General features: G+C 61.8%; 15 protein-coding genes. 5 read left to right on the forward strand and 10 right to left on the reverse strand.

The window, feature by feature from the left end:
* Positions 1-265 precede the first annotated feature (265 nt).
* The 3 genes from def (at position 266) to ACQ4WL_RS17395 (ending at position 2,798) form a co-directional block, all read left to right on the forward strand.
* Positions 266-808 (forward strand): peptide deformylase, encoded by a 543-nt coding sequence (gene def / locus ACQ4WL_RS17385; protein ID WP_436510855.1) that lies wholly within the window; start codon positions 266-268, stop codon positions 806-808.
* 96 nt (positions 809-904) lie between these two features.
* Positions 905-1,861 carry a methionyl-tRNA formyltransferase gene (gene fmt / locus ACQ4WL_RS17390; protein WP_436510856.1) on the forward strand — a complete coding sequence of 319 codons (957 nt, stop codon included), beginning with the start codon at positions 905-907 and terminating at the stop codon, positions 1,859-1,861.
* 34 nt (positions 1,862-1,895) lie between these two features.
* Positions 1,896-2,798, forward strand: a complete 903-nt coding sequence (locus tag ACQ4WL_RS17395; protein WP_436510857.1) for a LysR family transcriptional regulator — start codon at positions 1,896-1,898, stop codon at positions 2,796-2,798.
* On the opposite strand, the gene ACQ4WL_RS17400 is transcribed toward ACQ4WL_RS17395, so the two are convergent.
* Both ACQ4WL_RS17400 and ACQ4WL_RS17405 read right to left on the reverse strand, forming a co-directional pair.
* Positions 2,799-3,206 carry a tautomerase family protein gene (locus ACQ4WL_RS17400; protein WP_436510858.1) on the reverse strand — a complete coding sequence of 136 codons (408 nt, stop codon included), beginning with the start codon at positions 3,204-3,206 and terminating at the stop codon, positions 2,799-2,801.
* A gap of 159 nt (positions 3,207-3,365) precedes the next feature.
* Complete coding sequence (locus ACQ4WL_RS17405) at positions 3,366-5,837, reverse strand: IPT/TIG domain-containing protein (protein ID WP_436510859.1); 2,472 nt, start codon at positions 5,835-5,837, stop codon at positions 3,366-3,368.
* Between the two features lie 516 nt (positions 5,838-6,353).
* On the opposite strand from ACQ4WL_RS17405, the gene metH reads away from it, so the two are divergent.
* A complete protein-coding gene (metH, locus tag ACQ4WL_RS17410) occupies positions 6,354-10,148 on the forward strand; it encodes a methionine synthase (protein WP_436510860.1) in 3,795 nt (1,264 codons plus the stop codon).
* A 112-nt stretch (positions 10,149-10,260) separates the two neighbouring features.
* Positions 10,261-10,632 (forward strand): SPW repeat protein, encoded by a 372-nt coding sequence (locus tag ACQ4WL_RS17415; protein WP_436510861.1) that lies wholly within the window; start codon positions 10,261-10,263, stop codon positions 10,630-10,632.
* 180 nt (positions 10,633-10,812) lie between these two features.
* On the opposite strand, the gene ACQ4WL_RS17420 is transcribed toward ACQ4WL_RS17415, so the two are convergent.
* From ACQ4WL_RS17420 to rsmB, 8 genes are all read right to left on the reverse strand, one after another.
* Positions 10,813-12,093: an EAL and HDOD domain-containing protein gene (locus ACQ4WL_RS17420; protein WP_436510862.1), complete on the reverse strand. Its 1,281-nt coding sequence runs from the start codon at positions 12,091-12,093 to the stop codon at positions 10,813-10,815.
* 137 nt (positions 12,094-12,230) lie between these two features.
* A complete protein-coding gene (locus ACQ4WL_RS17425; RefSeq protein ID WP_436510863.1) occupies positions 12,231-13,010 on the reverse strand; it encodes a class II glutamine amidotransferase in 780 nt (259 codons plus the stop codon).
* Between the two features lie 86 nt (positions 13,011-13,096).
* Complete coding sequence (locus ACQ4WL_RS17430; protein ID WP_071079509.1) at positions 13,097-13,354, reverse strand: BTH_I0359 family protein; 258 nt, start codon at positions 13,352-13,354, stop codon at positions 13,097-13,099.
* Between the two features lie 166 nt (positions 13,355-13,520).
* Positions 13,521-13,922 (reverse strand): CobW family GTP-binding protein, encoded by a 402-nt coding sequence (locus ACQ4WL_RS17435; RefSeq protein WP_436510864.1) that lies wholly within the window; start codon positions 13,920-13,922, stop codon positions 13,521-13,523.
* Positions 13,919-14,638, reverse strand: coding sequence for a response regulator (locus ACQ4WL_RS17440; protein WP_034784724.1), 720 nt, complete (start codon positions 14,636-14,638; stop codon positions 13,919-13,921). Before ACQ4WL_RS17440 ends, ACQ4WL_RS17435 begins: the two co-directional genes overlap by 4 nt.
* A 98-nt stretch (positions 14,639-14,736) precedes the next feature.
* Complete coding sequence (locus ACQ4WL_RS17445) at positions 14,737-17,034, reverse strand: sensor histidine kinase (protein WP_436510865.1); 2,298 nt, start codon at positions 17,032-17,034, stop codon at positions 14,737-14,739.
* Entirely contained in the window at positions 17,034-17,540 is a 507-nt protein-coding gene (locus ACQ4WL_RS17450) for a DUF4390 domain-containing protein (protein WP_436510867.1), read from the reverse strand. Before ACQ4WL_RS17450 ends, ACQ4WL_RS17445 begins: the two co-directional genes overlap by 1 nt.
* Before the next feature lie 97 nt (positions 17,541-17,637).
* The gene (gene rsmB, locus ACQ4WL_RS17455) at positions 17,638-19,065 is read right to left on the reverse strand and encodes a 16S rRNA (cytosine(967)-C(5))-methyltransferase RsmB (RefSeq protein WP_436510868.1); all 1,428 of its coding nucleotides are present in this window, start codon (positions 19,063-19,065) and stop codon (positions 17,638-17,640) included.
* Positions 19,066-19,254: the final 189 nt, after the last annotated feature.

The following is a 19,254-nucleotide window of genomic DNA, read 5'->3' on the forward strand; positions in this document are numbered from 1 at the left end:
CATGGCGCGCACGCGATACCGACGCGCGCAAGGATGCATGCAATGGCGCTGCAAAACAGCCCGCCGTCCACAGGGCCATGGGCGTCTGTGATAAAATTTCCCTTTGCAGCAAACGAATAGCGCACTGGCAAACGCATCTGCCGCGCCGTTGTGCCATACGCGCTCAACCGTAGCGTACTCAAATAAAATAGCCCTGCCATCGTTCGCATGGCCCAGGCATGAATAATCCGGCGCACCGGCGCCCACCTTAACCAGTCGAATCCGTATGTCCATATTAAATATCCTGCGTTACCCCGATCCTCGCCTGCACACGATCGCCAAGCCCGTCACCGAATTTGGCGAGCGTCTGCAAACCCTGATCGACGACATGGCCGAAACCATGTACGACGCCCCAGGCGTCGGCTTGGCCGCGTCGCAAGTGGACGCGCATATCCAGATGATGGTGATCGACACCACCGAAGAGAAAAACCAGCTGCAAGTATTCATCAACCCGGAAATCACCTGGGCCAGCGAAGAAAAGCAGGTCTACGACGAAGGCTGTCTTTCCGTGCCTGGCGTCTACGATGGCGTCGAGCGCCCGGCCCGCATCAAGGTGCGCTCCCTGGACCGCCACGGCAAGCAGTTCGAGCTGGAAGCCGATGGCTTGCTGGCCGTCTGCATCCAGCATGAGATGGATCATCTGCTGGGCAAGGTATTTGTCGAATACCTGTCGCCGCTCAAACGCAACCGCATCAAGGCCAAGATGATCAAGGAAGTCCGTGGTCTCGAGCGCGAAGCGAGCCTGCGTGCACAGAACCGTCGCTTTTAAGCCACTGCTGATAGACTAAGCAGCAACAGTAGCCGTTCCACCATGCCAGCCTGGCGCCTCCGGCGCGGGCCTGCGCACCTCACGTCAAGGAACCAAATGAAAGTGATCTTCGCAGGCACGCCTGAATTTGCCGCCACGGTCCTGAAAGACTTGCACGAAGCAGGTTTTGACATTCCGCTGGTGCTGACCCAGCCCGACCGCCCTGCCGGACGCGGCATGCAACTGCACGCCTCGGCCGTCAAGCAATACGCGCAGCAGCATGGCATCGAAGTGCTGCAGCCACTGTCCTTGCGCATGGACAGCAAGGACCCGCAGCGCGCCGCCGAGGCAAAGGCAGCCCACGAGCGCCTGCTGGCCCTTGACTACGACGTGATGGTGGTGGCGGCCTACGGCTTGATCTTGCCGCGCAGCACGCTCGACATCAAACCCTGCATCAATATCCACGGTTCCTTGCTGCCGCGCTGGCGCGGTGCGGCGCCGATTCACCGCGCCATCGAGGCCGGTGACGATGAAACGGGCGTGACCATCATGCAAATGGAAGAAGGCCTCGATACAGGCCCCATGCTGGCCATCGAGCGCACGCCCATCGAAGCGGGTGATTCCACCGCCACCCTGCACGACAAGCTGGCCGCCCTGGGCGGCAAGATGATCGTCGAGACGCTGCGCAAGATGCAGCAGCAACCGCTCGAAGCCGTGCCGCAGCCGGAAGCGGGCGTCACCTACGCGGCAAAAATCGCCAAGGAAGAAGCGGCGCTCGATTTCAGCTTGCCTGCGCTGGAACTGGGCCTGAAAATCCGCGCCTTCAATCCGTTTCCCGGTGCTTGCGGCCAGGTCGATGGCGTGACCATCAAGATCTGGTCCGCCGAGGTAATTGAAGCGGACAGCAAGGAAGCGCCAGGCCAGGTGCTGGCGGCCGATGCCCAGCATAGCATCGTCGTGGCCTGCGGCAATGGTTCCCTGCGCCTGACGGAATTGCAAAAACCGGGCGGCAAGCGCCTGCCCGCAGTTGAATTCATCAAAGGCTTCCCGCTGGAAGGCAAACGTTTCGTTTAATTCACACCCCAACTAGTCCGGCGGCAAGCACCCCATGGACCAGCTAACCGCCCTGCGCGCCTTGCGCCGCGTCGTGGAACTGGGCAGTTTTACGGCCGCCGGCGCCGCGTTGGGCATTTCCCACTCGATCGTTTCGCGCCAGATCCGCCAGCTGGAAGGCCATCTGGGCGCCCTGTTGCTGAACCGCACCACGCGCCGCTTCGCCCTGACGGCCGCCGGCCAGGAATACTATCTGGCCAGCCGCGATATCCTTGACGCGCTCGATGCGGCCGACCGCGCCGTCGCCATGCACCAGGCGCAACCGTCCGGCAGCCTGCGCATCAATGCGCCGATGGCTTTCGGCACGCTGGAACTGGCCGCTTGGCTGCCCGATTTCACCCGCCAATACCCGCACATACACATCGACCTCGTCTGCAATGACCGCATTGTCGACCTGATCGACGATGGCTTCGACGTGGCGCTGCGCCTGGCGCGCGGCTTGCCCGATTCCTCCCTGGTGGCGCGCCAGCTGGCCAGCAGCCGCACGCTGGCCGTCGCCTCGCCCGCCTACCTGGCCCGGCATGGCCATCCGGCCACGCCGCAAGATCTGGCGCAACACAATTGCCTGATATATACCTCCGGCGACAAGCCGGCAGAGTGGCTGTTCACGGACGCCGGCGGCGCCGCGCACAAGGTGGCCGTACGCGGCAGCCTGCAAGCCAATACCAGCGTCGCCTTGCGCGAGGCCGCCGTGGGTGGCATGGGTATCGCCGGCGCAGCCGCCTTCATCGTGCGCGATGCGCTGTGCAGCGGCCAGCTGGTCGAGGTCTTGCCCAGCTACACCTTGCGCCCACGCACCTTGTACGCGCTGTATCCGCACAGCCGCCAGCTGTCGCCGAAGGTCAGGGTCTTCGTCGATTTTGCCGTGAAGCACTATCAAGATCGCCGCTGGGATTGATCATGGCTGCTGCAGCACCTTGCGCACGGCGCGAAACTGCTGCGTCAAGCCGCCATAGCCCCAGGCCGCCTGACGCGCGTCATGCACGTGGATGTAGCTGACGTCATGCAAGGCGCCGAGACACTCCCGCATGGCGGCGAACGCGGCGGCGATATAGGCGGCTTTTTCCGCTGCCGTATTCGTTTCATCGCTGATCAAGATATCGAGAAAAAAACTGGCCTTGCCCTGAGCTTGCAGCGAGGGCCCGCCGACAAACCAATGCGCCGCGTCAAGATGGCTGATCGCCACCGATGTCAATTCGGGCGCCTTGTGCAGCAGCCGCGCCGTCAGGGCGCTCAGGGTGGCGGCGATGGCGGCCGACTGGCGCGCGTCGGGCGCAGTGGACAAACGCAGATTCAGGATGGGCATGGGATGCTCCGCAAGTGGATGAAGACCCATTCTAGGCACGCAAGATGAAAAGTGGCAGCCTCCGCCAGGCACAGGATCTGTGCAGTTTGTGCACCAATGCCTGCGCACATAAAAAAAGGGCTTGCCGCGGCAAGCCCTTTTTGCATCCAGCCCCCTTGCCTAGCGGCGCTGCACCTTCATCAAACGTCCGCCCATGGACGACGACAGGCTGACCTCGAAACGCCCGCCGGCCGGCAAGGCACTCACATCGACGCTGGCATTGCCACCCGTCAAGCCGCTGGCGACCACCGTCTTGCGGCCATCGGCGGCCACGTGCAGCACGGCCGCGTACGGCTCCGCTTGCGCATCCCAGGCCAGCGCCAGCTTGCCGCCGCTTTGCGTTACCTCAAAGCTGCCATCGTTGGCGGCCTTGCCGCGGCGCGCCGAACGCTCCAGCCTGGTCAATGGCTTACCATTTGACAACACTTCCACGTCGCTGATGTCGCCCGGGTTGGCGAAGCTGACGCGGAAGTGGCGCATGGCGCTGCCGCCATGGTCAGCCACGGTCACGGCATCGAAGGGCAAGTCGATCGTCGCTCCGGCCGCGGTCAGGACCCGCAGGGTGTACGCCTGGCCACTGCCGCTGGCCGCTACGCCCACACGCGTGGACGATGCAACGGCTGGGCGCAAGGCCACGCCGGTCGGCGTGATGCGGCCGGAAATGGTCAGGTAGCCATTTTCGGCCACGGACATGCTGGCGGCCAGCACATTGCTGCCCGTCACTTGCGTGCTGCGTTTTTCCAGGAATTGCTGCACCCGCGCATAGCTGTAGTCGGAGAACCAGGCGCCGCTGCAATAGCTCATCACATCCTTCATCGGCGTGCCGCCATACTCTGCCTTGCTCAGCTGGCCAATGTTGCCCGCATAATCGCTGTTATACAGCGGTTGCGGCCCCAGTTCGCCATTTGCATACGGGTAGTCGGTGGCCGCATTGGCTGGACCGCCGCAGGCAACGTGCTGCAGCGAGTGATTGTGGCCCAGCTCATGCACGAGCGTGGTCAGCCATTCAGGCCATTTATTGCCGAAGGGATCGAACGCCGCGACACTGATAGCGCTGGCGTCCAGGCCGATGGCCGAGGTGAAGTCTTGGCTGCTGCCAGGCGGGTTGATGTAGGCCAGGCCGGCAGCGCGCGTGGAGGATATTTTCGGTACGAAACCATAATAATAGGCGCCGCTGTCTTCCTGCACCCGCTTGCTTTCCAGCTCTCCCAGGGCAGTGCTCCACCAGCTGTCGGCCGTGCTGCTGCCAGCCACGTTCAACGGCGCACGCGTAGTAATGCTGATGTTTTCCGTCGCATACGGATAGACGCGCAGCAGCGCGGCGCGGATATCCTGGGCGTCAGGCAGTTGTGCCACACCATCAGCGGTGCTCAAGGGCACGAGTACCAAACGGATTCTGGCCAGGCTGGCCACCGCCGGTGCCGCTTCCTGGCTCACTTGCACGCCGTCATTGCCCACGGCCGTCACGCGCACGCGCACGCCGGGCAAGATCCAGCCGGCAGGCAGGACGGCACTGAAATTGCCATTGAAACCGTAATCGCTTTTCGCCGTCGGCAAGACCGATGGGCCGCTCATGCTGATGCTGCCCAGATTGCTGCCATTGGCGGCGGTCGCCTTCAAGGTCACGGCGGGGCTGGCCTGGCCCGCTTGCGGGGCCAGTACGGACACGCGTACGGCGGCAGGCTTGCCGCGCGTCAAGCGCAAGGCCGTATTGCTGGCGTTCAGGTTCAGTACCTGCGCGAAATCAATGCTGCCCAAGGTAAAGGCCGACACCGTGCCTGCATTGACGGCAATGCGCGCAGCGGCTGACAGCATCACATCGCCCGTTGCCGAGCTGGGTGCAGATAACAGCAGTTGGCTGGCACTGGCGCTGACGATGACGGCTGGCGTATTGCCCACCGAAGCCGAACTGACCTGATCAAGATTGCTGCCCTGCACCGTCACCGACAAGGTCCCTCTGTTGACGGCCGACGTGATCGACGTCACTGCCACGCTCGCCAAGACCTTGTACGTATCGCTGCTGACGACATCGTTGTACGGACCGCGCACCGTCAGCGCCCCCGTTGCCGCCCCCAAGGGCACCACCACGGTCACGCTGCCGGCCGTCTGGCTTTGCGGTGTCGCCGCCGCGCCATTGCCAAACTGCACCGCCGTCACGGCGCCCATGCCACCGCCTGCGATCATCACGCTGGAACCGGCGCCGCCCGTCAATGGCGCGACGCTGCCCACGCTCAATGGCAGGTACACATTGACGTTATAGCTGGTGGCCGCCTTGCCGCTGGCGCTGACCAGGCTCAAGGCGCCCGACACGGGCACGCCCGGCATGGCCAGGGTCACGCTGGTGTCGCTGGCGGCGCTGCTGGCAAGCGTCACGCCGCCCAGCTGGAAGGCCGTCACGCGGCTCAGATTGGTGCCCGTGAGCACCAGGCTGCCACCCACAGCGACGTTCGCCGCCGAAACGGCCGTCACGGCAGGAATCACGACGGGATTACCCGAGGTGGTCGTCACCGCCGTGTCGCCACCACCACCACCGCCGCCGCAAGCGGACAGGCCCAGCATGACAAACAATGCAACAAGCAAATGGTTTTTCACGGCTGGCATCCTTGCTGATGCAGCGCGAGGCAGGGGAGGACGCGAGAGAAATGTGACATATGGGTGACTTTTGGTGGGAATTTACTTTCGAGGAACCAATATTATCGGTTAATTCGATTCCTAAGGACAACTATTGCTGCTGTTGATTCAATTGGTTTTGATCATGATTGACATATCTGCTTGGCAAACTTTATGTAGACCCCTGTTCCTCTCGCTCTGCATTGGCTGAAAAATTGACATTTTGAGCAAGATTTTCAGGGATGTCTTTTTCAGAAACAGGCCAGGTGCAAGGCGATGTGTTGCAAGAAAGCTTGCCGTGGGGCGAACGGCCGCTTTTGCTTAAAACCAAAGCAGCCTGATGCCGTATAATTTTAGACCCGGTGAAATCAGGCGATTGCCACCTTCTGCCCGCCCTACCCGGCAGGCACTCTCCGTCAGCTGATCCTGCTGGCCCGCACCCGCCTCGTAACTGCCTTGCCACCGTGCCGCCGCCCGTTTGCCTATTGAAAGCATGAAATGAACGATACCGTGATCCCCGCCATGTCCCCGACCGAAGCCACCTTGCGCGCCATTCTGGCGCAGCGGATCATGATCCTCGACGGCGCCATGGGCACGATCATCCAGCAATACAAGCTCGACGAAGAAGCCTACCGTGGCGGCCCCGCCGGCCGCTTCATCGATTTCGCCGCGCCGGCCAACAGTGGCGCGCGTGAACTGTTCGTCAAGGGTAATAATGAGCTGCTGACCCTGACGCAGCCGCACATCATCCAGGAAATCCACGAGCGCTACCTGGCGGCCGGCGCCGACCTGATCGAAACGAATACCTTCGGCGCCACGACGATCGCCCAAGACGATTACCACATGGCCCACCTGGCCTATGAAATGAATGTGCAGGCGGCCAAGCTGGCGCGCGCCGCCTGCGACAAGTATTCCACGCCGGACAAGCCGCGTTTCGTCGCTGGCGCCCTGGGCCCCACGCCGAAGACGGCGTCGATCTCGCCCGACGTGAACGACCCGGCCGCGCGCAACGTCAGTTTCGACCAGCTGGTGGCCGCCTATCTGCAGCAGACGCAAGGCCTGGTGGAGGGCGGCGCCGACGTGCTGCTGGTAGAAACCATTTTCGACACCTTGAACTGCAAGGCGGCCCTGTTCGCCATCGACCTGTTCTACGAGCAGAATCCGACCGTCGTGCGCCTGCCGCTGATGATTTCCGGCACCGTCACGGACGCCTCGGGGCGCATTTTGTCGGGCCAGACCGTGCCCGCCTTCTGGAATTCCGTACGCCACGCGAAACCGCTGACCATCGGCCTGAACTGCGCGCTGGGCGCCGCCCTGATGCGCCCGTACGCGGAAGAGCTGGCCAAGATCGCCGACACCTTCGTGTGCATCTACCCGAACGCGGGCTTGCCCAACCCCATGAGCGACACGGGCTTTGACGAGTTGCCCGCCGACACGTCCGCCCTGCTGCGCGAATTCGCCGATGCGGGCTTTTTGAACATGGCGGGCGGCTGCTGCGGCACCACGCCCGAGCACATCGCCGCCATCGGCGAGTTGCTGGCGAAAAATACCCCGCGCACCGTACCGGCCCCATCGCACGACTTGCGCCTGGCTGGCCTGGAACCGTTCGTCGTCAATGAAGCATCGCTGTTCGTCAACGTGGGCGAGCGCACCAACGTCACGGGCTCGAAAGCGTTCGCGCGCATGATTCTCAACGAGCAATACGACGAAGCGCTGTCCGTGGCGCGCCAGCAAGTGGAAAATGGTGCGCAAGTGATCGACATCAACATGGATGAAGCGATGCTCGATTCGCTGGCGGCCATGACGCGCTTTTTGAACCTGATCGCCTCGGAACCCGATATTTCGCGCGTGCCCATCATGGTCGACTCGTCGAAATGGTCGGTCATCGAAGCGGGCTTGAAATGCGTGCAGGGCAAGGCCATCGTCAATTCCATCTCGATGAAGGAAGGCGAAGAGGAATTCCTGCGCCAGGCCAAGCTGTGCCGCCGCTACGGCGCCGCCGTGATCGTGATGGCTTTCGATGAAAAAGGGCAAGCCGACACCTTCGAGCGCAAGATCGAGATTTGCGCCCGCGCCTATCACTTGTTGATCGATGCGCTGGACTTCCCGCCGGAAGACATCATTTTCGACCCGAACATCTTTGCCGTCGCCACCGGCATCGAAGAGCACAACAACTACGCCGTCGACTTCATCAACGCCACGCGCTGGATCAAGGAAAACTTGCCTTACGCGAAGATCTCGGGCGGCGTGTCGAACGTATCGTTCAGTTTCCGCGGCAACGATCCTGCCCGCGAAGCCATCCATACCGTCTTCCTCTACCACGCCATCAAGGCCGGCATGACCATGGGCATCGTGAATGCCGGCATGGTGGGCGTGTACGACAACCTGGACCCGGAATTGCGCGAGCGCGTGGAAGACGTGGTGCTGAACCGCCGCGAAGACTCCACCGAGCGCATGATCGAATTTGCCGGCACCCTGAAGGCGGGCGGCAAGGCCGAAGCACAAACCCTGGCCTGGCGCGAAGGCACGGTGCAGGCGCGCCTGTCGCACGCGCTGGTGCACGGCATCACGCAATTCATCGTCGAAGACACGGAAGAAGCGCGCCAGGAGCTGCTGCACAATGGCGGGCGCCCCATCCACGTGATCGAGGGTCCGTTGATGGCCGGCATGGACGTGGTCGGCGACCTGTTTGGCCAAGGCAAGATGTTCCTGCCGCAAGTGGTGAAATCGGCGCGCGTCATGAAGCAGGCCGTGGCCCACTTGATTCCGTATATCGAGGAAGAAAAGCTGCTGGAAGAAAAGCGCACGGGCATCGTCGCCAAGCCGAAGGGCAAGATCATCATGGCCACCGTCAAAGGCGACGTGCATGACATCGGCAAGAACATCGTCACGGTGGTCTTGCAATGCAACAACTTCGAAGTGGTGAACATGGGCGTAATGGTGCCGTGTTCGGAAATCCTGGCCCGCGCCAAGGTGGAAAACGCCGACATCATCGGCTTGTCAGGCTTGATCACGCCATCGCTGGAAGAAATGGCGTATGTCGCCAAGGAAATGCAGCGCGACGAGCATTTCCGCATGCTCAAGATTCCCCTCTTGATCGGCGGCGCCACTACCAGCCGCGCCCACACGGCGGTGAAGATCGCGCACAACTACGACGGCCCCGTCATTTACGTGCCGGATGCCTCGCGTTCCGTGTCCGTGGCGCAATCCTTGCTGACGCCGGAACAGCGCGACAAGTACGTGGAAGACATCGAACTTGATTACGCGCGCATCCGCGAGCAGCATGCCAACAAGAAGGCGCTGCCCATTTTGCCGCTGGCGCAAGCGCGCGCCAACAGGATGATTGTGCCGTTCGACGGCGCCTGCACACCCGTGAAACCGAAGTTCATCGGCCGCCGCGTGTTTAAAAATGTCGACCTGGCCACGCTGGCCAACTATATCGACTGGGGCCCGTTCTTCCAGACCTGGGACCTGGCCGGCCCCTTCCCCGCCATCTTGACGGATGAGGTGGTGGGCGACGCGGCCACCAAGGTGTACGCGGAAGGCCAGGCCTTGCTGAAAAAACTCATCGACGGGCGCTGGCTGACGGCCAATGGCGTCGTGTCCTTGCTGCCGGCAAATAGCGTCAATGACGACGATATCGAGGTGTACACGGACGATACGCGCAGTACCGTAGCGTTCACCTACTACGGCATGCGCCAGCAGGGCGTCAAACCCGTGGTCGACGGCGTGCAGCGGCCGAACCAATGCCTGGCCGATTTCATTGCGCCGAAGGTATCGGGCGTGAAGGATTACATCGGCATGTTCGCCGTCACTTCGGGCCTGGGCATCGAGAAATACGAAAAGCGCTTCGAAGATGCGCACGACGATTACTCGTCCATCATGCTCAAATCCCTGGCCGACCGCCTGGCCGAAGCGTTTGCCGAATACCTGCATGAGCGCGTGCGCAAGGATTTATGGGGCTATGTGCCGGACGAGCACTTGAGCAACGACGACATGATCGGTGAGAAATACGTGGGCATCCGCCCCGCGCCCGGCTACCCTGCCTGCCCCGAGCATACCGTCAAGAAAGAGATGTTCGAGGTTATGCAGGCCGGGGAAATCGGCATGCAGCTGACGGAATCGTATGCCATGTTCCCCGGCGCGGCCGTCTCCGGCTTCTATTTTGCCCACCCGGAGTCGAAATACTTCGTCGTTGGCAAGATCGGCATGGACCAGGTGGAAGACATGGCCAAGCGCCGTGGCGCCAGCATCGAGGACGTGGAACGCTGGCTGGCACCCAATCTGTCATGATATATACAAGGCGCGCGGAACTTATCGCGCGCCGAAGCGCACTAACGCAGTATGCCGGTCGGCTTGCTGCATGCCCGCTCCGGCCCGTTCCCCAACTGGCTAAGGAGGATATATGGCAATCAATTTCAAACTGAAACGCTGGCAAGATCAAGTGATCCTGTTGCTGGGCCTGTGGCTGCTCGTCTCGCCCTGGGCCTTTTCCTATGCCGAAGGCTCGCCGCAGATGATCAACGCCTTTGTCTCAGGGCTGGTGATCGCCGTGCTGGCCGCTTTCGACCTGTACAAGACCTATTTCTGGGCCGTCGTCGTCAACCTGCTGGTCGGCGTCTGGGTGGCCGCCTCGCCGTGGATCTTGCAGCTGGCCCAACAGCGCGTCGTCCTGTGGAATGAGCTGCTCGTCGGTATCGCCGTCGTCGTGCTGGCCCTGTGGGAATTGCGCACCGACCCCGAGCTGCACAAGCACTGGCCCGGCGCCGCAGCGTAGCGGCGTAAAAAAGCCCTGTCACGGCGACGCCGTGCAGGGCTTTTTAAAGATGAAAATCCGGGACGTTACAGTCGGGTAGGTCGGATTAGCGCTTGCGCGTAATCCGACAACACCACAACCATGCCAACAATATTGTCGGATTACGGCCCTGCGGGCCTCGGCGGCCCCACCTAATCCGACCTACAGCGCGTACCTAACAACGTTATCGCTCCATTCGTAGGCGGCCATTTCCAGCTCCACCAGATCGTCCGGCGACATGGCCAGGTCGCGCAAGGTCGGCACAATCTCGCCTTCCATGTCTTCGATGCGCTCGATGCATTCGGCCAGTCGCAGCAGGTCGCCATAGAAGCCTTCGCGCGACAGCAGCGCTTCGGCCACTTCATCGATGACTTCGATCTGGCTGAGGATTTCCGACATCGGCACGCCGAACAGGGTATCCATCAGCGACATGATGCCAACCGTAAAGGCGATATCGGCCGAATGGGCGTGGTTCGGACGCAGTTTATGCGCGAGCAATTCGAGCAAACGGCCGCGCGTGGTGGCCAGCATCAGCAGCGGCGTCATGCTATGGCCACGCTTGCTTGGCTCCGCGTACAGCATGATTTGCAGCCAGCGCTGCAACTGGCGGCGGCCCAGCACGGTCACGGCCTGGCTCAACGAGTCGATGCGCTGGCGCGCGCCCACGGCGGGCGTATTCACCAGGCGCAGCAGGTTCAAGGCCAGCGACACGTCGCGCTTGATGGCGCGCTCGATATCCATGTTGTCGGCGTCGGAGGTAACCAGGGTCATCAGTTCCATGACAGCCAGTTGCGACGGCGACAGTTTTTTGCCCGTCATGATGGCGGGCTTGGCAAAGTAATAGCCCTGGAAATAATCAAAGCCCAGGTCCAGGCCGGACTTGAATTCTTCGCGCGTCTCGACCTTCTCCGCCACCAGTTTCTTCTGCTCCCGCTTGAAACGGGGGGCCAGCGCTGCCAGCACCTTCGGGTCGACCGTGCTCATGTCCATTTTGACATATTGCACAAGAGGCAACAATTCCTGCACTTGCGACGTATCGGCCACCACGTTTTCCAGCGCGAAGGTGAAACCATGGCCTACCAGTTCGCTGATGCGCGCGTGCACTTCCGGCGTGACGGGCATCGATTCGACGATTTCCAGCACGACTTTTTCACGCGGCAGGAAAACGAAGATGTCGCTCATGATCACGTCGGCATCGACATTGACGAAACCAAGTGCGTCGCCGATGACCTTTTCCATTCCCAGCTGGGAAGCGTGGGCGATCACGGACGCCGTGGCGGACAGGTCGCTGGTGATGTTGGCGGGACCGACCGGAGCGTTGCGAAATAGCAACTCATAGCCAAACAGGGCTTGATTGCGGTCAAGGATAGGTTGTCGACCCAGATAGAACTCGCGCACGCGCAAGGGTTTCGGGGTGATGTCGTTGCTGGAAATATCGATCATTAAGTCTTCATCAATCAGGTCGAGTGACACCGGCCGCGCGGCGCCCGCATCAAGGTTCACTATTGACAATACTTTAGCTGAATTTCGCCCGCGCTGTGGGTATTTTGGCAGCAATCAAGCATATTGTCGTCAACAAATTAGGCCGCTGGCGTGTCTTGCACCATCCCGTCAACAAATAATTTCAATTCGCCCGGCGCAAACGCCGTCCATTGCTCATTCGTCGTCAGCGGCTGGGTAACGATCACGGCCACGCGATCCTGGGGCGTCGTCACTTGGGAAAAGTCCACGCTCAGGTCTTCATCGGAGAGTTTAGCAGTTGGAAACGGATGTTGTCGCACCAGATAGTACAAGCTGGTCGAGCAATGGGCAAACAGCGCCTCGCCGCTCGACAGCATCATGTTGAAGGTACCGTGGGTCGCAATGTTGGGCAACAACTCCGCCAGGGCGGCATGCAGTTGCGGCAACGCCGGAGGAGCGTCGCCAAAGCGCGCATGCAGCTCCTGCAACAGATAGCAGAAGGCCAGTTCGCTGTCCGTGCAGCCGACGGGGCGGTAGCTGCCCGTCAACACGGGGTTGAACTCCTTCAAATCGCCATTGTGGGCGAACACCCAGTAGCGGCCCCACAGTTCGCGCACGAACGGGTGGCAGTTTTCCAGCGCCACCTGGCCTTGCGTGGCCTTGCGAATATGCGCGATGACATTGCGCGACTTGATGGGATAGCGTTTGATCAGTTCAGCCACGGGCGAGGCGATGGCCGCCTGATGGTCGACGAAATGGCGCACGCCAGCGCCCTCGAAAAAGGCGATGCCCCAGCCGTCATGGTGGGTATCGGTCTGGCCGCCGCGCATGGCGAAGCCGGTAAAACTAAAGACAATGTCGGTGGGGACATTGCAATTCATTCCGAGAAGTTGGCACATGGTCTGTTTGCAGCAAGATAACCCGGCCACCATACCATGCCGCCTGACGGATTGGTATGGTGGCGATCGCCCTCAGACAGCCAGAATCAGTGCAACAGCACTGGCTGGCTCATGAGGGAATCGTAGCTGCCCAAAAATTCATCGATCTCCTCCATGCTGGGTTCGCTGGCGATCAGTTCCGTGACGTCGCGGCGGAAGTTTTGCGCAAGGATACCGGCGATAAACGTCTCGCGTTTGCCGCCCTTGTCGACGATTTCATAGCCGCCAAAGCGCAAGGCTTCCAGGTCGACATCGGCGCCGAATTCCACGACGCTGTATTGCTCGCTGTTATAGATCAGGTTCATTTTGCATCCTTCGCTCAGGCAGGAGAAGCTCCTGCGGTTTCAGAACAGAGGTGGGGCTGATACGGCGCCATTTCAAGCGCCATGCCACCCGGCGGGCTGCAGAGTTGTAACGAGATGCAAATGGCGACTGCGGTAAATCGATCAGAAAATCGTCAGGAAACCGCGCTCAGGAAACCTGTATGTCTGCTTGCAGCGCCAGCAGGGCATCGTAGGGACTGGCGGTGAGCCAGGTGCGCAATTGTTCGATGTGCGAGGCGTCGGCCAGGCTGATGAACAAGCGCGCGGGGGGATGGCGCAGCAGACGATTCAATGTTACACGCAATACGAGATTGCCGCTGCAGCACAGGCAACCGGGCGCAATGCGCAACAGTTGCAATGGAAATGATGGAGAAGGGAGAACTTGCTCGGCCAGGTCGGCCAGGATGGCATTGCCATCGGCCAATCCCTCGACGATCACGGCGGCCGGCTCGTCCGGCACCAAGGCTTGCGCGATGGCAGCCTCGCGCCCGGCGGCGCGTCCACCGCTGACCAGGGTCAGCGGCGTCGGACGCCGCACGGCTACCGTCACAGGCTTTTCTTGGCCAGCTTGCCAGGTTCGACGCCCAGCTGTTTCAGCTTGCGGTACAAATGGGTGCGTTCCAGGCCCGTTTTTTCCGCCACGCGAGTCATGCTGCCGCCTTCGCGGCCCAGGTGGTGTTCGAAGTACATGCGCTCGAAGGCGTCGCGCGCCTCGCGCAGCGGCAAGTCGAACGACAGGTTGTAGCCATGGCCTTCGGCCACTGCCGGTACGGCGATGCCTGGGCGCACCATCAGCTGTTGCGGCGCGCTGCCGCCAAAGCTGGGCACGGGATGGCTGCTTTCCTCGGCCACCACGGGTGCCACGGGACGCGGCGCCACGCTCGGCGCGCGCACGGTTTCCTGTGCCCGTGTCAAGCCTTGCTGGACTGCTTTCAGCAGTTTTTGCAGGGCAATCGGTTTTTCCAGGAAGTTCATGGCACCGATGCGCGTCGCCTCGACGGCCGTATCGATGGTGGCGTGGCCCGACATCATGATCACCGGCATGGTCAGCAAGCCGTCGCGCTGCCATTCCTTGAGCAGGGTCACGCCATCGGTGTCGGGCATCCAGATATCCAGCAATACCAGATCCGGCGCACCGGCGGCACGCGCTTCACGCGCCTGCTGCGCATTTTCGGCCAGCTGGATAGCATGTCCTTCGTCACCCAATATTTCCGAGAGCAACTCACGGATACCCATTTCATCATCCACTACGAGTATGTTTGCCATTCGTGTCTTGCCTTCCTCATTTCGCCGGCCCTCGCGCACAAGATGCACACGGCGGACAGCTATGATTTTATTAGTGTTTTAAATACTAAACCAGACCCTCACGCCAGGAATTCCTGGGCAGGAGTGTCGGGAGCTAACTTTAACAGCAAAATGACCACCGAAGCGCCATTGCCGTCGACCCGGTTCTCGATATCGATGCGTCCGCCATGTTCATCGATAATTTTCTTGACCATCGCCAGGCCCAATCCCGTGCCGCGCGCCTTCGACGTCACATAGGGTTCGAAGGCGCGCGCCAGGATTTTTGGCGCGAAACCAGGGCCATTGTCGGTGATGGCCAGCCGCACGGCGATATTCACGCCGCCGTCCGCACTGCGATAATGAATTGCTTCCGTCCTTACGTCAATCCGCGGATGCGGCGAGTCCGGCGGCAAGTCGGCCATGGCGTCCTGCGCGTTCTGCAGCAAGTTATGGATCACCTGGCGCAACTGGGTCGGATCGCCCATCACCATCGGCAGATTCGGCGCCAGTAGCGGGTGGATGATGTCGCCATCATCGCCGCGCAGGTACAGGTTCAGGATTTCCTCAATCAGTTCATTCAGGCGCAGCGGCGTGAGCACGGCCGGCGGCGTGCGCGCATAGTCGCGGAAATCATCGACCATGCGCTTCATCGCATCGACCTGCTTGACGATGGTGGTGGTGGCGCGGCTGAGCAGGTCGGCATCGGGCTGCTCCAGCTTGCCTTCGAGCTTCATCTGCAGTCGCTCGGCCGACAGCTGGATGGGCGTGAGCGGATTCTTGATTTCATGCGCCAGGCGGCGTGCCACCTCGCCCCAGGCGATCGAGCGCTGCGCGGAAATGACGTCGGAAATATCATCGAACACGACGATATAGCCGCTGCCGGACTCCAGCGGCAGGCGCGAACCGCGCGCCAGCAGGGTGATATCATGCTCGTCGGCACTACTGCCCAGGCGTCGCGGAATCTCGATCTGGCGCTGCCAATGCAGACGCTGCTGGTTGCGGCCCGAGGCCGATTGCGCGCTTTGCGCCGTGAAGGCACTGATGATGGCCGAGCCAAACTCTTCCATTCCAGCAATATGCGCCAGCGGCTGGCCCACCATGCTCATGCCCGAATGCTGCAGGATGCGCTCGACCGATTCATTGCAGGTCACCAGTTTAAAGTCGCCGTCGAGCACCATCACGCCGGCCGACATGTTCGCCAGCACCGATTCCAGGTGGGCCTTGGCGTTTTGCAGCGCGGCGCGGTTGCTTTCCACTGCCGTGCGCGCATCGAGCAACTGGCGCGTCATGATGTTGAACGACTGCGTCAGGGTACCCAGTTCATCCTTGGTGGCGACGATGGGACGCGGCGACAGATCGCCCTCGGCCACGGCGCGCGTGCCTTCCGCCAGCAGCAGCAGGGGCTGAGCCAGGTTCCCCGCGATCAGGAAAGCACTGCCGATGGCGCCGAAAATGGCCAGCAGCAAGGTCAAGGTGAGGATTTCCATGTACATCTTGCGCAAGCCCACGCGCGCGACGAAACGTTCCTTGTATTCGCTGTAGGCGGCGCGCAGCACCTCGCCATTCGTCGCCAGCTTGGGCGGCACCGCTTGCAGCAGTTGCAGGTAGCGGGGCGAAACGGAGGGACCCGGCACGGCCACCAGCACCCGCAGGCGCAGGCTGGCCGCCGTTTCCAGCGATGCCGGCGTGCCCGCGCGGAAACCGCCGCCGCCCGACTCCGTGCCATCGTCGTGCAACTCCACGCCCCCTTCGGCGGAGGCATAGCCGGCCGGCAAGGCGGCTTGCACCAGCATGGCCGGCGTGGGCAAGTCAGCCGCGCTGTGCGGCCCGGCACTGGCCAGCAGCACGCCATCGCCGCTGACGATCATGACATTTTGCATGCCCTCTTCGCGCAGCAGGCTGGTCAGCACGGCCGGGCCGGCCACCGGGTCGGCGCCCAGTTCCTCGACCGCCTTGTGGCCCCGGTGGTCCAGCTCGACCAGGGCCGCATCGAGGCCGGCACGGCCCAGCTCAATTCCCGATTCCAGCGCCGCTTCGATCTTGACGTTGAACCAGGACTCGATGGAGTGGGAGACGAATTGCACGGAGACAAGGAAAATCACCAGGCCCGGCAGGATGCCGACGGCGGCGAACAGCATCACCAGGCGTGTCATCAGCTTGGAGCCGAACTTGCCGCTCTTGTAGCGCGCGTACAGGCGGGCCAGGGAAATGCCCACCAGCGTCAGCAGGGACACGGCCACGGCAGCGTTCAGGCCCAGCAGCCAGGTGTAATAGCGGTCGAAAAAGCCGGAATTGTCGGAAGCCGACGCCAGCAGGAACAGCAGGATACTGACAATGCCGCCGCCCACCACCAGCAAATAGCGCAATGCTTGACTCACTACTCCGCCGTATACAAAAAGGTTTTTTTATTCGAAGCCAATCGCCAGTCGCTGTTATTGAAGGCATTGACCTGTATCGGCTTGGGCAGGTAATCGCGGTCCATGCCCATGCGCAAGGTGACGTTGTACGTCTGCCCCACTTTCAGATCGCCGCGCCGCGCCACCAGCCAGCGGCTGGGGCGGCGGATCAGGAACAGCGCATCGTCGAGGGTGGGGAAGCTTTGCTGCAAGCCACCGCCCGACACATGATACTGGCGCGTGAGCACGTTGTAGGACAGCTTGCTGGTCTGGCGTGCCACGATGGCTTTTTCATCGAACCAGTACCAGCGGGGCCGGGTCAGTTCGATTTCCGTCGTGAAGTACAGCGGCACGCCATGCTGCACGGCATCATCGAGGTCGTGATTGAGCTCGAAGGAATACGTGGCGGCCAGTTTGTAGCCCTCTTCGCTAGCCTCGATGTAGGCACGGGTGATCTCGACCATGTCGGCGGCATGCGCGCGTGGCATGGTACATGCCAGCATCAGCAGCAGGGCCAGGAGTCGGAAGAGTCGTGTTGTCACAAGTGTGCCGGTGGTGTCCGTAGGAAAAGGTTCGACGAATCGCTCAAGCCGCATTTTTTTGGAATAGCGCATAGAACAAACCGTCATGGTCCTGCTCCGCGCTGCCAGTCGGCAACAGCTGGCCAGGCGCTGTCAATCGGATCGCATTATTGCGCACCGCAAATGCCGCCGCCTGTGCCTCGGACTCTTGCGGCCACAATGAACATGTCACGAACAGCAATTTACCATCGGGGCGCAGCATCTGCCACAGGTTGTCCAGAATTTTGGAGGAAAGTGTTGCAAGTTGGAACGCATCGCCCTTGCGGCGCAACCAGCGAATGTCGGGATGGCGACGCACGATGCCCGAGGCCGTGCACGGCACGTCGGCCAAGATGCGGTCGTACTGCTGGCCGTCCCACCACGCGCTCGATTGCGCATCCTGCGCCTTCAGGGTGGCGTCCAGGCCCAGGCGCTCAAGGTTTTCCGCGATGCGCGGCAGGCGCTTGGCGTCCGCATCGATGGCCGTGACCTGCACATCGGCCAGTTCCAGGATGTGGCAGGTCTTGCCGCCGGGCGCCGCGCAGGCGTCCAGCACACGCATGCCATCTTGCAAGTCCAGCAGCGGTGCGGCCAGTTGCGCGCCGGCATCCTGCACGGAGACGACGCCCTGCTCGAAGCCGGGAATCAGTGCCACGCCGATCGGCTTGTCCAGCCGCACGGCAAACGGTCCCACCTGACGCGCGGCGATGCCCGCCTCTGCCAGCACGGCCAGATAGGCTACAACCGTGCTCTTGCGGCGATTCACGCGCAGGGTCAGTGGCGGCACGGCATTGCCGGCCGTCAGAATGGCTTGCCAGTCGCGCGGATAGGCCAGGCGCAGCGAATCGATCCACCATTGCGGATAATTCCATTGCGCCAAAGGTTGCTGCAGGGCCGCTTCCAGCAAGGACTTGCGCTCGCGCAAGAAACGGCGCAAAACGGCATTCACCATGCCCTTGGCATGCGCCAGGTCAGGGTGCGAGGTGGCCACCGTGACAGCCTGGTCGACGACCGTGAATTCTTCGTACGGCTGTTCGCCCGGCTCGGCCGACATCAAGGACAACGCGCAACACAACAGCGCAGCGAGCATCGGCGGCTCGGGGGCCTTTGACGTCATCAGGCCAACCAGGGTTTCGCTGCGGCCCAGCTGGCGCATGGTGCGGTAGGAAATATCCTGGATGGCGCCGCGCGCCTGCGGGTTGGCGTTCGATTGCGCAAACACCTTGGCCAGCGCCTGCGGCAGAGCCGTGCCGGTGCGCACTTGCGCCACGGCATTAGCGGCGCCCAGCAGGCAAAACGCCAGCGAGTCGGCGCGCAAATCGGGTTGGAAGCCTGGCTGCAAGACCGGTTTCAGGTCGGGATGGTAGCTGGGACGCAATTTCGGTGCGGCAGGGGCAGGAGCCTGGCCTGGCGCCGGCTTGGTTTTCAATTTCAGCGTGGGGCGCTTGTTCATAATTATCCGGTGTGGCTGCGCGCGGCGGGCTGCATGGTGGCAAAGTCGCGGCCGCGCGTCATCAATAAAGGGTCGATTGTAGCGTTTGTGGCGCCCTCTGGCCCAAGCGATTGCAGCGATATGGGCAATTTGCGGCAAAAAACTGCATATATACAAGCAGAATGCGCCATGCTGATGTTTTCATGCACC

The sequence above is a fragment of the Janthinobacterium kochi genome (genome assembly GCF_051380715.1).
Classification (GTDB): Bacteria; Pseudomonadota; Gammaproteobacteria; order Burkholderiales; family Burkholderiaceae_D; genus Janthinobacterium.

Excerpts from the sequence above, each read along its gene's own strand:
- def (WP_436510855.1), top strand. The coding sequence starts at position 266 with ATGTCCATATTAAATATCCTGCGTTACCCCGATCCTCGCCTGCACACG.
- fmt (WP_436510856.1), top strand. The coding sequence starts at position 905 with ATGAAAGTGATCTTCGCAGGCACGCCTGAATTTGCCGCCACGGTCCTG.
- ACQ4WL_RS17395 (WP_436510857.1), top strand. The coding sequence starts at position 1,896 with ATGGACCAGCTAACCGCCCTGCGCGCCTTGCGCCGCGTCGTGGAACTG.
- ACQ4WL_RS17400 (WP_436510858.1), bottom strand. The coding sequence starts at position 3,206 with ATGCCCATCCTGAATCTGCGTTTGTCCACTGCGCCCGACGCGCGCCAG.
- metH (WP_436510860.1), top strand. The coding sequence starts at position 6,354 with ATGAACGATACCGTGATCCCCGCCATGTCCCCGACCGAAGCCACCTTG.
- ACQ4WL_RS17415 (WP_436510861.1), top strand. The coding sequence starts at position 10,261 with ATGGCAATCAATTTCAAACTGAAACGCTGGCAAGATCAAGTGATCCTG.
- ACQ4WL_RS17420 (WP_436510862.1), bottom strand. The coding sequence starts at position 12,093 with ATGATCGATATTTCCAGCAACGACATCACCCCGAAACCCTTGCGCGTG.
- ACQ4WL_RS17425 (WP_436510863.1), bottom strand. The coding sequence starts at position 13,010 with ATGTGCCAACTTCTCGGAATGAATTGCAATGTCCCCACCGACATTGTC.
- ACQ4WL_RS17430 (WP_071079509.1), bottom strand. The coding sequence starts at position 13,354 with ATGAACCTGATCTATAACAGCGAGCAATACAGCGTCGTGGAATTCGGC.
- ACQ4WL_RS17440 (WP_034784724.1), bottom strand. The coding sequence starts at position 14,638 with ATGGCAAACATACTCGTAGTGGATGATGAAATGGGTATCCGTGAGTTG.
- ACQ4WL_RS17450 (WP_436510867.1), bottom strand. The coding sequence starts at position 17,540 with ATGCCACGCGCGCATGCCGCCGACATGGTCGAGATCACCCGTGCCTAC.
- rsmB (WP_436510868.1), bottom strand. The coding sequence starts at position 19,065 with ATGAACAAGCGCCCCACGCTGAAATTGAAAACCAAGCCGGCGCCAGGC.